The sequence below is a fragment of the Sinomonas notoginsengisoli genome, assembly GCF_021554725.1.
Taxonomy (GTDB): domain Bacteria; phylum Actinomycetota; class Actinomycetes; order Actinomycetales; family Micrococcaceae; genus Sinomonas; species Sinomonas notoginsengisoli.
The window spans coordinates 20683-35058 of sequence record NZ_JAIZDP010000009.1; the positions used below are offsets into that span (position 1 = coordinate 20683).

11 protein-coding genes are annotated in these 14376 nt (G+C 70.5%); 1 reads left to right on the forward strand and 10 read right to left on the reverse strand.

The features are described from left to right. Positions 1 to 106 precede the first annotated feature (106 nt). Together LF262_RS13575 and gabT are read right to left on the reverse strand one after the other, a co-directional pair. A complete protein-coding gene (locus tag LF262_RS13575; protein ID WP_308190539.1) occupies positions 107 to 997 on the reverse strand; it encodes a universal stress protein in 891 nt (296 codons plus the stop codon). 113 nt (positions 998 to 1110) lie between these two features. Continuing rightward, positions 1111 to 2472, reverse strand: a complete 1362-nt coding sequence (gene gabT / locus LF262_RS13580; RefSeq protein WP_235780936.1) for a 4-aminobutyrate--2-oxoglutarate transaminase — start codon at positions 2470 to 2472, stop codon at positions 1111 to 1113. A 122-nt stretch (positions 2473 to 2594) separates the two neighbouring features. On the opposite strand from gabT, the gene LF262_RS13585 reads away from it, so the two are divergent. Further along, entirely contained in the window at positions 2595 to 4028 is a 1434-nt protein-coding gene (locus LF262_RS13585) for a PucR family transcriptional regulator (RefSeq protein ID WP_235780937.1), read from the forward strand. Positions 4029 to 4089: 61 nt separating this feature from the next. On the opposite strand, the gene LF262_RS13590 is transcribed toward LF262_RS13585, so the two are convergent. The 8 genes from LF262_RS13590 to LF262_RS13625 all read right to left on the reverse strand — a co-directional run bounded on the left by LF262_RS13590 (position 4090) and on the right by LF262_RS13625 (position 14373). Continuing rightward, entirely contained in the window at positions 4090 to 5535 is a 1446-nt protein-coding gene (locus LF262_RS13590; RefSeq protein WP_235780938.1) for an FAD-dependent oxidoreductase, read from the reverse strand. Between the two features lie 33 nt (positions 5536 to 5568). After that, positions 5569 to 6864 (reverse strand): uroporphyrinogen-III C-methyltransferase, encoded by a 1296-nt coding sequence (cobA, locus tag LF262_RS13595; RefSeq protein WP_235780939.1) that lies wholly within the window; start codon positions 6862 to 6864, stop codon positions 5569 to 5571. Next, positions 6861 to 7841: an ABC transporter permease gene (locus LF262_RS13600; RefSeq protein ID WP_235780940.1), complete on the reverse strand. Its 981-nt coding sequence runs from the start codon at positions 7839 to 7841 to the stop codon at positions 6861 to 6863. Before LF262_RS13600 ends, cobA begins: the two co-directional genes overlap by 4 nt. Beyond that, a complete protein-coding gene (locus LF262_RS13605; RefSeq protein WP_235780941.1) occupies positions 7831 to 8556 on the reverse strand; it encodes an ABC transporter ATP-binding protein in 726 nt (241 codons plus the stop codon). Before LF262_RS13605 ends, LF262_RS13600 begins: the two co-directional genes overlap by 11 nt. Continuing rightward, positions 8553 to 9770, reverse strand: a complete 1218-nt coding sequence (locus LF262_RS13610; RefSeq protein WP_235780942.1) for an ABC transporter substrate-binding protein — start codon at positions 9768 to 9770, stop codon at positions 8553 to 8555. The genes LF262_RS13605 and LF262_RS13610 overlap by 4 nt, the downstream gene beginning before the upstream one ends. A 337-nt stretch (positions 9771 to 10107) precedes the next feature. After that, positions 10108 to 11046 carry a homocysteine S-methyltransferase gene (gene mmuM / locus LF262_RS13615; RefSeq protein WP_235780943.1) on the reverse strand — a complete coding sequence of 313 codons (939 nt, stop codon included), beginning with the start codon at positions 11044 to 11046 and terminating at the stop codon, positions 10108 to 10110. Between the two features lie 287 nt (positions 11047 to 11333). Continuing rightward, a complete protein-coding gene (gene katG, locus LF262_RS13620; protein WP_235781003.1) occupies positions 11334 to 13538 on the reverse strand; it encodes a catalase/peroxidase HPI in 2205 nt (734 codons plus the stop codon). Positions 13539 to 13746: 208 nt separating this feature from the next. Further along, complete coding sequence (locus LF262_RS13625) at positions 13747 to 14373, reverse strand: dihydrofolate reductase family protein (RefSeq protein WP_235780944.1); 627 nt, start codon at positions 14371 to 14373, stop codon at positions 13747 to 13749. Positions 14374 to 14376 lie beyond the last annotated feature (3 nt).

Sequence of the window (14376 nt, forward strand, 5' to 3'; positions counted from 1 at the left end):
CTCCGCCTTGTGGTGCCGGATGAAGAGCCCCTCGGTGGGAACCGCGTCGGCTTGGCGACCCGGCGCCGTCGTGATGCCCGCCGCGAAGTCCGTGGCCGCCGTCTCCCTAGCCGAGCGGGTGGGACTCGACGCGCTCGTAGTCGCGGGGGACCACCACCATGGGTACTGGCAGCGAGCGGAGCACCTTGTTCGCTGTCGAGCCGAGGAACAGCTGGTTCTTCCGCGCGAGCCGGCTCGAGCCGATCAGGGCAAGCTCCCCGTCGAGCCAGTCGATGCTGTCCACGGCCTCCTCGAACGTGCGGCCGTGGGCCACTTCGACGGCCGCCTCGTGGCCCTCGGGCAGCCGTCTGGCGGCAGCTGCGAGAACGGTGTTGGCATGGCGGTGCGCGGCGTTGATGTTCTCGCCGAACGCATCAGCCCGCTCGTCGAGCTCCACGAGCGAGACGAAGCGCAGCGGGACGTCGCGCCGCCCGGCGGCGACCAGCGCGACGTCGACCGCCGCCTCCGAGCCCTGCCGCTCGCCGATGAAGGCGGTGATCCGCTCGATTGGGTCCGTGCGCTGGTAGCCGCGCGGCGCGAGCGCCACCGGGATGGGCGAGGCGTGCAGGAGGGCGTTCGCCACGGAACCGACCGTGGAGCGCTTGAACAGGCCGTTGCTCGCCGCGCCGACCACGATCAGCGCGGCCTCGAACTCCACAGCCGCCTCTATGAGCGTGGCGGCGAAGGAGCGGCCGTGGCGGACGTGGAATGTGGCCTGAACGTCCTCGGGCACCAGGGAGAGGGCCTCGCGCTGGGCCGTCAGCGTCCGCTGCTCCTCCGGATGCACCCTGGGGCCATCTGGATTCGCGGCGACGTACGGCGCGTCCTGCGAGAGCACCAGCATGAGGTCCAGCGAGGCGTCCTGAGCGCGCGCTATCGCGACCCCCAGCGCCACCGCATCCGCACCCCGCTGGTCCGGCTGGTATCCGACGACGTAACGCATGGCCTTGCCTTCCATAGATCGAGTCGCGGCAGACAACGAAGGCGCCTGGGAATTTCCGCGCGCCCTCGTCCGGTCTGCGCTGATACCGCAGACTCTACCGGCGTTGCAGGCCAGACGGGCCGTGTCGCTCAGGCGACGGAGCGGATCGCCGCCTCGAGCACATCGAGGCCGTCGCCGAGCAGCTCGTCGTCGATGACGAGCGGCGGCAGGAGGCGGATCACGTTGCCGTACGTGCCGCACGTGAGGATGATGACACCCTCCTTCAGGCAGTAGTCGGCGATCCTCTTGGTCGCGTCGGCATTGGGCCGCTTGGCTGTTGATGCGCTTCCGCGCTCTACGAACTCGAGCGCCAGCATGGCCCCCCGGCCGCGGATGTCGCCGAGAATGCTGTCCTCCCCGAGCTCGGCCTGGAGCTTGGCGAAGCGCTCCTTGACGATGCCCTCGATCTCGCGGGCGCGGCCGCGCAGGTCCTGGGAGGCCATGGTCTCGATCGCTGCGAGGGCTGCGGCGCACGCGACGGGGTTGCCGCCGTAGGTGCCGCCCAGGCCGCCGCGGTGGACGGCGTCGAGCAGCTCGGCGCGGCCCGTGACCGCGGAGAGCGGCATGCCGCCCGCGATGCCCTTCGCCGTGGTGATGAGGTCCGGGACCACGCCCTCGTGCTGGACCGCGAACCACTCGCCCGTGCGGGCGAAGCCGGACTGCACCTCGTCCGCAATGAAGACGATCCCGTTCTCCTTGGCGAACTCGGCGATGCGCGGCAGGAAGCCGTCCGCCGGGACGATGAAGCCACCCTCGCCCTGGATGGGCTCGATCAGGATGGCCGCGATCTCGTCGGCGCCGATCTGCTTGCTCATCATGAGGATGGCGCGCTCAGCGGCCTCCTTGCCCGTGATCTGGGGGTTCTCCTCGCGGAACGGGTAGCTCATCGGTGCACGGTAGATCTCGCCTGCGAAGGGACCGAAGCCGTGCTTGTACGGCATGGCCTTGGCGGTGAGCCCCATCGTGAGGTTGGTGCGGCCGTGGTAGGCATGGTCGAAGGCCACCACGGCGCTGCGGCCGGTGGCGATCCGAGCGATCTTGATGGCGTTCTCGACGGCCTCCGCGCCGGAGTTGAACAGCACGGTGCGCTTGGCATGCTCGCCGGGGGTCAGCTCGTTGAGCTTCTCGGCGACGGCGACGTAGCCCTCGTACGGGGACACCATGAAGCACGTGTGCGTGAAGTGCTCGACCTGCTCCTTGACAGCACCCACGACGGCGGGGTCCGAGACGCCGACAGTGGTCACCGCAATGCCCGAGCCGAGGTCGATGAAGGAGTTGCCATCAACGTCGTGGATGATGCCGCCATCGGCGTCCGCGACGTACACCGGCACCGAGGAGGCGACGCCAGCGGCGACCGCCTGGGCGCGGCGCGCGGCGAGCTCGAGGGACTTGGGCCCGGGGAAGTCCTTGAGGACCTTGCGCTTCTGCTCGAGCCGGTACTGGATGTCCATGCCTGTTCCTTTCGTCCGTCCCACGATAATGCGGGCTGATCCGCCTCTTGAATAGCCGATCGCACGAGACGGAAGGAGAAGCATAGTGCGATCGGCCAGCAACCGCCTCTATAGTTGACCGCATGGCCCTGACACTGTCCGAGCTCCTCACCCACGCCGATCTGGGCCTCCGACTTGCCGGATCCGCTCCGGCTGGCCAGGACGACGAGATCCGCTGGGTGGCGGTCACCGAACTGGAGAATCCGGCACCTTTCCTCACTGGCGGTGAGCTCGTCCTCACCACGGGCGTTCGCCAGCGCACCGCGATCGAGCAGCGTCGCTTTGTGCGTGTGCTCAGGCGTGCCGGCGCCCTCGGCATCGGCTTCGGAATCGGGCTGGGCCACGACGGGATTCCCCCTGCCCTCATCGCGGAGGCCAACCGCTGGGGCCTCCCCGTTCTCGAGGTCCCCTACCGGACGCCGTTCATGGCCATCGGCAAGCTCGTGGCCGACTCCCACTCCGCGGACCACTACGCGAGCCTCGAACGGCTCATCGCCGCGCACCAGGTGCTTGCGCGCTCGCTCCTGACGGGCGGGGGGCTCCAGGACCTCCTCAAGCACCTCGGGACGATGCTCGGCACCGATCTGATCCTCACCCAGTTCACCGCCCAGCTGTACGCGTCCAGCCCTGACATCGGCCTGCCGACCATGGACCGGTGGATCCCCTACCCGGTGCCCACGGGCCGCCGGGACGCGTGCACCCTCTGGGCCAAGAAGCCCTTCGAGGACACAGGGATCATCTCGTACGCACAGAACCTCATCAGCATCGAGCTGAACAACCTCATGAAGCAGCGCCAGGCCCAGCGGGCCCTCGCCGGGCAGGTGATGACCGACGTCGTGCGCGGAACCCTCGAGGCAGACGAGGCCTCCCGTCGCCTCGCCGGCATTGGAGTGAACTCAACGAAGCGCAACGTGGTGCTGATCGCCGAATCCGCCGCCCACCACAAGAACCTGCGGGGCACTACGCTGCCGGCAGCGCTCGACGGCGCGGTGTCGGCAACCCTGGACAGCGACCTCGTGGTGATGATCGAGGACGACGGCGCCCATGCCCCGAAGCTGGGGCGTGTCCTCGCCGACCACCTCACCGAGGCGGGAATCCACGCGACAATCGGGATCGGCGGCTCCTACACCAAGCCCAATGGGCTCCGCTGGAGCTACTTCGAGGCCAAGGAGGCTGCTGGGCGGGGGCTCGACGTCAACGAGCCGGAGCGGCTCAGCCTCACCTCGCTGCTGCTCGCCAGCGAGGACGTTCCGCTGGGGGACATGGCGGGCGAGGCCATAGGCCCGCTCACCCGGTTTGACCGCCAGCACGGGTCGGAGCTGGTGCATACCCTCGAGACGTACCTGAACCTGAACGGATCCGTGGCGCAGGTGGCCGAACAGCTCAACCTGCACCGCAACACCGTCCGGTACCGGCTCGGGCAGATCGCGGAGCTCACCGGGTACGACCCGGCGGTCACGGCAGACCGCGTGCAGCTCTACCTGGCCCTCGCGGTCAAGAAGGTCGCGAAGGCCTAGCCCTCACCGTTTCGGGCACGGATCCCGATGCGGAGATCCGTGCCCGAAACGGGTCCAGGGGTCAGCCTCCTACCGAGGCTCCGTTCGAGATTCCGACCATGTCCTCGCGGGAGACGACCTTGACGCGCTCACGGGTGACCTCGCCCTTGTGCGTCACGGCCGGCTCGGCCGCCGCGCCCAGGGCCTTCTCATGCGCGTCGAGGGCGAGCCAGCCCTCCCACGTCGTGTATTCGACCCCGCGCCCGGCCAGCAGCTCGACGACGGCGTCCTCGGCCGGCTCCGCTGCGGCCGGGAGCTCCGCGCGCGCGTCGAGGAGGTGCCCGATCGTCTCGAGCGCATCGCCCTTCGTGTGTCCGATCAGGCCCACGGGCCCGCGCTTGATCCAGCCGGTCGTGTAGACGCCGGGAACGAAGTGGCCCTCGGCATCCAGGACGCGGCCGCCGTCGTTCGGAACGACACCTCGGCGGTGATCGAACTCGAGGTCCGGCAGCGGCGAGCCGAAGTAGCCGATAGCCCGGTACACGGCCTGGACAGGGTAGTCGACGAACTCACCCGTGCCGCGCACGCCACCGGTGCCGTCGAGCTCCTGCCGCTCGAACCGGATCCCGGCCACTCGCCCGGGAGTATCGGCCGAGTCAACGATCTCCACCGGGCTCTGCAGGAAGTGCAGGTGCAGCCTGCGGGACGCGGTCAGCTCCGCGGCATCCTCAGGCTGCTCGGCGATCCAGTTGGTCAGGGTGCCAACCATGGTCTTGACCTGGTTGTTCTTCTGGATCTCCCGGTCGGAGGCCTCGTCGAACTCGAAGTCCTCGGGATACAGGACGATGTCCACGTCATGCGAGTGGGACAGCTCACGGAGCTCGAGCGGGGTGAACTTGACCTGTGCGGGCCCTCGGCGGCCGAACACGTGCACGTCGGTGACCGGGGACTCCTTGAGGATCCGGTACACGTTCTCCGGGATCTCGGTCACGAGGAGCTCGTCGGCGTGCTTGGACAGGACGCGGGCCACGTCAAGGGCCACGTTCCCGTTGCCGATCACCGCCACCTCCTTCGCGTCCAGCGGCCACTCGCGGGGAACGTCCGGGTGGCCGTCGTACCAGGACACGAAGTCGGCAGCGCCGAAGGAGCCCTCCAGCTCCACGCCGGGGATGTTCAGGTCCGCGTCCTTGATCGCGCCGGTGGCGAAGACCACGGCGTCATAGTGCCGCTGGAGGTCCGTCAACGAGAGGTCTGTGCCGTAGTCCACGTTGCCGAAGAAGCGGATGTCCCCGCGGTCGAGGACCTTGTGCAGCGCGTTGACAATCCCCTTGATGCGCGGGTGGTCCGGAGCCACGCCGTAGCGGATGAGGCCGTAGGGAGTCGGGTAGCGGTCGAACAGGTCGATGCTGAGCGTGAGCTCGCCGATGGCCACGGGAGCGCTCTTGGTGAGCAGGTCCGCAGCGTAGACGCCGGCGGGGCCGGAGCCGATGATGGCGATTCGCAACGGCCGTTGCTGGGAGTTCGTCACGAGGGGTTCCTTCTGGCTTCGTCTTCGGTTGGTCTAGCGGGTCAGGGAAAGGGAGGGGGCGTCCGACGGCGCGTACGGGCTCACGCGCACGACGTCGCCGATCACGATCACGGCGGGATTCGCGACGCCGACGGCATGGGCACGGTTGACAATCCTATCGAGCGTCGAGATGGTGACCCGCTGCTCGGGGGTCCAGCCGCGCTCCACGATGGCCACAGGCGTGTGGCCCGCGAGCCCCCGCGAGCGCAGCACCGCAACGGACTCCGCCAGCCGGCGCACACCCATGAGGAGCACGATCGTGTGGTCGGGGCGGGCGGGCAGTTCAGCGAGTTCGTCATGCCCGGTCGCCACCGAGAACCCGGTCGCGAGGCCGCGGTGTGTGACCGGGATCCCGGCGGCCGCGGGCACCGACACGGCGCTCGTGACACCGGGGACCACCTCCACGTCGACTCCGTGCTCGCGGCAGAACGCGGCCTCCTCGCCTCCGCGGCCCAAGACATACGGGTCGCCGCCCTTGAGCCGCACCACGACGTTCCCCGCGAAGGCCTCGCGCACGAGGACCGCGTTGATCTCGTCCTGCGTGGCGGTATGGGCGCCGGGGGCCTTGCCGACCTCGATCACCCGAGGGCCGCCCGCGGCTGGGTCGCCGAGCTCGTCGAGGAGGCCGCGGGGCCCGAGCCGATCGGCCACGACCACGTCCGCCTCAGCGAGGAGCTGCCGCCCCCGGAGCGTCATGAGGCCAGGGTCGCCGGGACCGCCTCCGACGAGCGCGACTCGCCCCGCGCGAGGCGAGGCGCTCGCGGAACCCGGCCGGGCGGCGTCGTGCGCTGCGCCCTCCGGCACGGCACGGCGGTGCCGCCGCAGCGGCAGCTTCCCCGTGCGCAGCGCGAGAAGGATGGCGTCCTTGAGGGCCTTGGCCCTCCGAGGGTCTCCCCCGGCGTTGACGGCAACCGTGACGTCATCGACGCGGGCCACCGCAGGGGTCCACGCGGCAGAGGACTCATGGTCGGCGGCGTTGACGCACCAGATCCGGCGCCCCTCGGCGTCCGCGGCCACACGGGCGTCCACCTCGGGCCGGCCAGTGGCCGTCTGAACGAACCAGACGCCCTCCAGGTCCCCGGTCTCGTACTCGCGCCGAACCCAGGTGAGCAGGCCGGCCTCGGCGAGGCGCACGACGTCGTGCCCCGCCTCGGGTGCCACCAGGGTCACCTTCGCGCCGGCGTCGAGCAGGCCCTGGGCGCGGCGGGCGGCGACGGCACCGCCGCCGACCACGAGGGTGCCGCGTCCGAGCAGGCGCAGGGACGTGGGGTACAGGTCAATGCCGCTCATCGGGTGCCTCCTGCGAGAAGTCCACGGCGGGCGAGCAGCCGCCGTTCGAGGGGTGAGAAGACGGCCAGCTCGATCGCGATGCCGACGGCCAGGATGGTCAGGATGGCACTCATGACCACTCCCATGTCACTCAGCGTGCGGCCCTGGTCGAGGAGGGAGCCGAGCCCGAAGCCGAGCGTGCCGCCGACCGCGATGATCTCGGCGGCCATGAGCGAACGCCACGAGAACGCCCAGCCCTGCTTGAGGCCCGCGAGGTACCCGGGCAGTGCTGCGGGCAGGATCACCTGGAGCGCGAGCTCGGTCCGGGACGCGCCGAGCACCTTCGCGACCGCGCGGTACTGGGGTTGGACGTGGTCGATCCCGGCGATGAGCCCGTTGACGATCGACGGGATCGCCCCCATGAGCACCACGAAGTACACGGTCGCCTCCGTGAGGCCGAACCAGATGATGGCCGCGGGCACCCAGGCGACCGACGGCAGGACCTGCAGGCCGGAGATGAGCGGCCCGAACGCGCGGCGCAAGGGCGCGACCTGGCCGAGGATCAGCCCGAGCGGCGTCGCGACGACCACGCTGATGGCGAAGCCGAGCAGGCCGCGCTGCAGGGAGGTCCACACGGCCTCCTGGGCCTTGCCCTCGGCCCACAGGGAGCCGAGGGACCTGAGGACGTCGAGCGGGCCGGGCACGAGGTCACGGCGCTTGAGGCCGAGTGTGACGTACAACTGCCACGCGAGGACTAGGACCACGACGGCCGCGACCGGCAGGAGCACGCGCGAGAGGCCGCGGCGGCGCGTGGCCGTGCCGGACTGGAGCCTGTCGAGGCCCGCCTCGATTGCGGCCAGGTCGGCCTGCGTCTCAGGCCGGCGCACGACGGCGCCGGCCGCCTCGGGCGCGGAACTGGCCCCTCGCCCGGGACTCGCCCCGGCTACAGCGTGGGCCCCCGGCAGACGGTCCTCCTCGAGGGTCGGGTTATCTGGCATGACGTGCGATCTCCTCACGGAGGCGGGAGGTGAGCTCCGAGGCCAGGGCGGCGGCAGCAGCGGCGTCGTGCTTCGTCTCGTGGGGAACCGCCCACTCGGCGACGACTCGGCCCGGCCGCGATGACAGCAGCAGGACGCGCTGGCCGAGGCGCACGGCCTCGCGGACATTGTGGGTGACGAAGATGATGGTCCGTCCGGTCTCCCGCCAGATCCGGGTGAGTTCCTCGTGCAGGAGGTCCCGGGTGATGGCGTCGAGGGCGGCGAACGGCTCGTCCATGAGGAGGACCTGACGGTCCTGCGACAGGGCCCGTGCGAGGGCGACGCGCTGGCGCATCCCGCCCGAGAGCTCGTGCGGGCGTCGGTCCGCGGCCTCGCCGAGGTGGACGAGGTCGAGGAGCTCGGTGGCGCGGGCGCGGCGCTCGGGCTTCGGGACCCCGCGGAGCTTGAGTGCGAGTTCGACGTTCCCGCGGGCCGTGAGCCACGGGTACAGGGCGGCGTCCTGGAACATGAATGCGGCGCCGTCTGCCGGGACCTCGAGGGCGCCCGCGGTGGGGCGCTCGAGGCCGGCGATGATGTTCAGGAGCGTGGACTTGCCGCACCCGGAGGCACCGAGGAGCGCCACGAACTCGCCCTGGGCGATGGACGCGTTCACACCATCGAGGACGGGTTCCTCCGCGCCGAACCGCTTGCCGAGGTTCTCGAGGATCACGGTCATGGCTGCTCCTCCCCCAGCCCGGCGCTGCGTGCTCCGGGCTCGCCCGCGGCCGTGAGGACCTTGTTGAGCGCCCGGAGGTCGAAGAGTCCGTGGAGGTCCGCGGTCTTCGTGACGCCGGCCGCCACGCCGTCCGCGAGGAGCTTGGGGAAGGCGCCCGCGAGGGGGTCCGCGGTGAACGTGACGCTCTGCAGCGACCGCTCGAGGACGTCCGCGGGGAGTTCGCCGCCGGACGCGGCCTTGAGCCCTGCGTTGACGGCGGCGGCCTTCTCGGCGGGAGTCGCGTGGTTGAGCCAGTCGATGGCGGCCACGTGGCCCCTGAGCAGGGCTTCGACGGTCTGGGGGTGCTCGGCGGCGAACGTCTTGTTCACGAGCAGGACCGTGGTGGGGAAGAGCCCCGGCTTGCCGGTGCCCGAGCCGTCCCACAGGTCCTTCTCGTCCGCGAGCACGTGCGCGCCTGCCTGGAGCACGAGGCGGGACGCCCACGGCTCAGGCAGCCACGCGCCGTCCAGCCTGCCGTCGGTGAAGAGCTTGAGGGTCTGGGCATTGTCCGTCGGGTTGATGGTCGCGTCGCCGCCGCCGTTCGGGCGCGTCGTGATGCCGTGCCCGGCGAGGTAGGCGCGCAGGGCCACATCCTGGGTGCCGCCCAGCTGGGGCGTCGCGAGGACGGCCCCCTTGAGCTGCTCGGGGCGTGTGATCCCGGCCTTGACGACGAGCTGCGCGCCTCCCGCCGCTGCTCCCGCGATCACCGAGACGGACTCCCCGTGGCTCTGCACGAACGAGTTGACCGCCGGGTTGGGGCCGACGTAGGCGGCATCGATCGCGCCTGCATTGAGCGCCTCGATCGCGGCCGGGCCGGCATTGAACACCTGCGTGGCGAGCGACCCTGTGCCGGCGTCCTTGAGCGTGTTCGCGATGAGATCCTTCTGCACGCCCACGAGCGCCGGGGCGTGGGTGACGTTGCCGAAGTAGCCGAGCCGCAGCTGTGCCGCGGGGGTCCCGGCGGCGAGGGCCGTCGTCGTGCGCTGCTCGCCGCCGGCGAGGGCGATGGCGAACGCCGTGCCCGCGCCGAGGAGGAGCACGACGGCGGCCGCGACTCCGAGCGTGATGGCTCGGCCACGATGCGGGGGCCTCGAGTCGGCGGTGATGCGGATGGAGGCGGGGACGGTGCTCTTGGTGGTCTGGGTCTGGGTCTGGCTCTCAGGGCCTTGGCTCATGGTCAGATCCTTGGTCTCGCAGAGGTCGTCAGGTCTCGGATGGGGCCTATCGACGGGCCCGACATCGGGGCATTCGCCCGGACGTGAGGGTGGTGGCCTGCGTGATCATGGGTTCAAGCATGGGCGGGGGCCCGGTACTGGGCCAAGGGCCCGGTCATGGGCGGTCACGCGACGTCACAGGGGGTCACGAACCGGTGGGGCGCGGCGGCCGCGGCCCCCGCAAGCCATTCCGACCAGCTTTCGAACTCCGGGGGGCGGGAACATCGGCGTGTCGCGGCCGGCCCGCCGTCCCGCCCCTCTGAAGACGGTCGGAATGAGCAGGCAGCCAGCCTCGGACCTACCGGTCGATCGTCGTGGCGAGTGCTGCGATATCGGCAGGGGTGGTGCGGCAGCATCCGCCGATGAGGCGAGCCCCGAGGCTGCGCCACTGCTGGGCGTACGAGGAGAGCATCCTGGCATCGTGGGGCGAGGGAGCCCACGCCCTCGCGCCCGGATCCCAGCGCTCGCCCGCGTTCGGGTAGACCACGAGCGGCAGGTCGGTGTGCGCCGCGAACTCGGCGATCCCGCTCGTCGCCAGCTGCGGCGGCACGCAGTTGACGCCGACGGCGAGGATACCCGTGCGGCCGGTGAGTTCGGACACGAGCTCGCGAATCGTTGTGCCGTCGCTCAGGTGCGTGGCATCCCGCAGTGTGACGCTGATCCAGGCCGGAGCGCCGAGGTCCTCGACAAGGTCAGCGAGCGCCAGAGCTTCCTCGGCGGACGGGATGGTCTCGCACGCCAGCACGTCCACACCGGTGTCGACGAGGGCGGCGGCGCGCGGCCTGTGGAAGGCGAGGAACTCGTCCCGTGTGAGCCGATAGTCGCCTCTGTACTCCGAACCGTCGGCCAGATACGCACCATACGGGCCCACCGACCCCGCGATGATCAGCTCCGGCGAGCCGGGGAACTCCGCGAGGCGGCGGCGTCGTGCGCCCTCGGCAAGCCGCACACTCCTGCGGACGACGGCGCGGGCCTCCTCTTCGCTCAATCCTCGCCGGGCCAGCCCGGCAGGGGCGGCTTGGTAGCTCCCGGTCGTCGCGACGCGTGCGCCGGCGCGGAAGTACTGGCCGTGGACGGCCTCGATGGCCTCGGGGGCCTCCAGCAGGACCTTGGCGGACCAGAGCGGGTCCGCGAGGTCGTGGCCGTGGCGTTCGAGCTCGGTGGCCAGCCCGCCGTCCAGCACGATCGTTTCCCCCGCCGCGAGGGCGGCAGCGAGCACATTCGGGGTGGGAGGCATGATGGCTGAGGCCGTTCGTCAGCGGCAGCGGACGTCGGCGAGGAGGACCAGCACCGATCCGATCACGACGGCGATCCACGGCGCCGCCGATGAACGGCGCTGCGGGTGGAAAGTCGGAGCCGTGCTCATTCCGCCAACGGTATGCCTGCGCCCCGCCAGAGGACTACGATCTCAGGTCCCGATGGGTGCCGTCGGCGGGCGCACGCATGTGCGCCTGGCCTCCTCCCGGGCTCCTGGTCCGGCCGCGATGCCGCGGCCGGACCAGGGTGTTCTTCCCGGAGGCGCCGTCAGCGGAGGTCGAAACGGTCGGCCTCCATCACCTTGGTCCAGGCGGCGACGAAGTCGTCCACGAACCTCTGGGCACCGTCGGTGCTCGCGTAGACCTCGGAGAGCGCGCGCAGCTGCGAGTTGGAGCCGAAGACGAGGTCCGCGGCGGTGGCGGTCCACTTCTTCTCGCCCGTGGCGGCGTCGGAGATCTCGTAGACGTTCTCCTCCGTCTCCGACGCCCTCCACCGGGTGCCCGGGGAGAGCAGGTTGACGAAGAAGTCGTTGGTCAGGGCCCCGGGCCGGTCGGTGAAGACGCCGTGGGAGGAGCCCCCGATGTTGCCGCCGAGGACCCTCAGGCCGCCGACGAGGGCGGTCATCTCGGGCGCCGAGAGGCCCAGCATGTAGGCCCTCTCCACGAGCAGCTTCTCCGCCTCGACCTTCTCGCCGGGGCGAAGGTAGTTGCGGAAGCCGTCCGCCCGGGGCTCGAGGTACCCCACCGACTGGACGTCGGTCTGCTCCTGGGAGGCGTCGGTCCGTCCAGGATGGAACGGGACGCTCGCGGTGAAGCCGGCGTCCCGCGCCGCCTTCTCGACGGCCGCGTTGCCGCCCAGCACGATCAGGTCCGCGAGGGACACCTTCTTGCCGCCGGCCTGGCCACCGTTGAACTTCTCCTGCACCCCCTCGATCGCCTTCAGTGCGGAGTCGAGCTGCCCGGGCTCGTTGGCCTCCCAGCTGCGCTGGGGCTCGAGGCGGATCCGTGCTCCGTTCACGCCGCCGCGTCCGTCCGTCTTGCGGAAGGTCGACGCCGACGCCCAGGCGGTGCGCAGGAGCACCTCGGCCGGCAGCGCGTCCAGAAGCTGGTCCTTGAGCGCGGCGACGTCGGCATCGTCGACCAGCTCGTGGTCCACGGCGGGGACCGGATCCTGCCAGACCTGCGGCTCGGGCACCCACGGGCCGAGCATGTGCGGGCCCACGGGGCCCATGTCGCGGTGGAGGAGCTTGTACCAGGCCTTGCCGAACGCGAGCGCGAACTCGTCGGGGTTCTCGAGGAAGCGGCGCGCGATCTTCTCGTACGTCGGGTCTACCCGCAGTGAGAGGTCCGTGGTGAGCATCGTGGGCCGGTGCTTCTTCTGCGGATCGAACGGGTCGGGGATGATCTCCGGGGCATCCTTCGCCACCCACTGCCACGCCCCGGCGGGACTCTTGGTCAATTCCCACTCGTAGCCGAACAGGATCTCGAAGAAGCGGTTGCTCCACTGGGTGGGGCGGTCCGTCCAGGTGACCTCGAGCCCGGACGTGATGGTGTCCGAGCCCTTGCCGCTGCCGTAGGTGCTGAGCCATCCGAGGCCCTGCGCCTCGAGGCCGGCGGCCTCCGGCTCGGGGCCCACATGGGTGTCCGCGGGGGCCGCGCCGTGGGTCTTGCCGAAAGTGTGGCCGCCGGCGATCAGCGCGAGCGTCTCCTCGTCGTTCATCGCCATGCGGCCGAACGTCTCGCGGATGAAGTGGGCCGCGCGGGCCGGATCAGGGTTCCCCTCGGGCCCCTCCGGGTTGACGTAGATGAGGCCCATCTCGGTGGCGCCGACCACCGGCACCATCTGGTCCTCGCCGACGTAACGGTCCGGGCTCAGCCAGGTGTCCTCGGAGCCCCAGAAGATTTCCTCCGGCTCCCACACGTCTTCCCGGCCGAAAGCAAACCCGAAGGTCTCGAAGCCCATGGACTCAAGGGCCACATTGCCCGCGTACACGAGGAGGTCGGCCCAGGAGACCTTCTGGCCGTACTTCTGCTTGACCGGCCAGAGCAGGCGCCGCGCCTTGTCCAGGTTCGCGTTGTCGGGCCAGCTGTTAAGTGGCGCGAACCGCTGGCTGCCGTCCCCGGCGCCGCCGCGGCCGTCGAACACGCGGTACGTGCCGGCGTCGTGCCAGCTGAGCCGGATCATGAGGCCGCCGTAGTGCCCGAAGTCGGCGGGCCACCAGTCCTGCGGCGTGGTTAGGACCTCGATGATGTCCTGCTTGAGCGCGTCGAGGTCGAGCTTGGCGAACTCCTCGCGGTAGCTGAAGCCGGCCCCGAGCGGATTGCCGGCGGGGTTGTGGGCGTGGAGCACCGAGAGGTCGAGTTGGTTGGGCCACCAGTCGGAATTCTTCCGAGGCCCGTGGGCCTTCGGCTCGGGGGCGTCGATGGCCGGGTTCTCGCTCTCGCTGCCGGTCGACGTCGCGCTGTCGTGCATCACGGGGCATCCGCCCTACTGGATGTCGCTCATCTGCTTCCTTCCTCCCCGAGGCGTGCCCCGGAAGCGCCGAATCTGTCACCTTCTGATCCTGCGGCATGCACGGGTGCCGCATGCCGCGCTCGGAAGCGGCGGCGTCGGTGCCGTACTGCTCATGACAAGACGCTAGCAGTGCGCGGCCTTCGCCGACAGCTGGCCCGATCCTGCCTCAGGCGGCCCCGGCATCGCCGGCACGCCGGTAGATGTTGATCAAGACCCCCGAGGGCAGCGCGCGCGATGAGGCCAGCGCGAGCCGGGAGACCGGGAACCCGCTGCCGAAGAGCCTCTTTCCCAGGCCTAGCACGATCGGGTAGACCATGAGCCGGTACTCGTCGACGAGGTCATGCTCGGCGAGCGCGCGCACGAGCTGGGTGCTCCCCCACACGCGGATCTCGCCGCCCGTGTCAGCACGAAGCTGGGCAACCGCAGCGGAGACGTCCGGGCCGAGGAGGTGAGAGTTCTTCCAGCGAAGTCCAGTGAGGGTGCGGGACGCGACATACTTGGGGACGCGGTTGTAGCGCCGGGTGAGCTCGCCCTGGAAGCCCGGCGCCCCCTCGTCCCAGACGCCCCACGAGCCTGCGAAGAGCTCGTAGGTCACACGGCCCAGCAGGAGCGCCTCGGTCCGCTCCTCCCATGCCGCGACGGGGTTCTCGGACGTGCCGCTCGTGTCCGCCCGGTCGAAGTCCATCTGCCATCCCCCATACGGGAAGCCGCCCTCGAGATCCTCGTCCGAGCCGCCCGGCGCTTGTGCGACGCCGTCCAGCGTGACGAACTCCTGCACCACAATCGAGCCCATCAG

Coding starts and splice junctions, on each gene's coding strand:
- LF262_RS13575 (WP_308190539.1), bottom strand. CDS start 997: ATGGAAGGCAAGGCCATGCGTTACGTCGTCGGATACCAGCCGGACCAG.
- mmuM (WP_235780943.1), bottom strand. CDS start 11,046: ATGCCTCCCACCCCGAATGTGCTCGCTGCCGCCCTCGCGGCGGGGGAA.
- cobA (WP_235780939.1), bottom strand. CDS start 6,864: ATGAGCGGCATTGACCTGTACCCCACGTCCCTGCGCCTGCTCGGACGC.
- gabT (WP_235780936.1), bottom strand. CDS start 2,472: ATGGACATCCAGTACCGGCTCGAGCAGAAGCGCAAGGTCCTCAAGGAC.
- LF262_RS13585 (WP_235780937.1), top strand. CDS start 2,595: ATGGCCCTGACACTGTCCGAGCTCCTCACCCACGCCGATCTGGGCCTC.
- katG (WP_235781003.1), bottom strand. CDS start 13,538: ATGCACGACAGCGCGACGTCGACCGGCAGCGAGAGCGAGAACCCGGCC.
- LF262_RS13605 (WP_235780941.1), bottom strand. CDS start 8,556: ATGACCGTGATCCTCGAGAACCTCGGCAAGCGGTTCGGCGCGGAGGAA.
- LF262_RS13610 (WP_235780942.1), bottom strand. CDS start 9,770: ATGAGCCAAGGCCCTGAGAGCCAGACCCAGACCCAGACCACCAAGAGC.
- LF262_RS13625 (WP_235780944.1), bottom strand. CDS start 14,373: ATGGGCTCGATTGTGGTGCAGGAGTTCGTCACGCTGGACGGCGTCGCA.
- LF262_RS13600 (WP_235780940.1), bottom strand. CDS start 7,841: ATGCCAGATAACCCGACCCTCGAGGAGGACCGTCTGCCGGGGGCCCAC.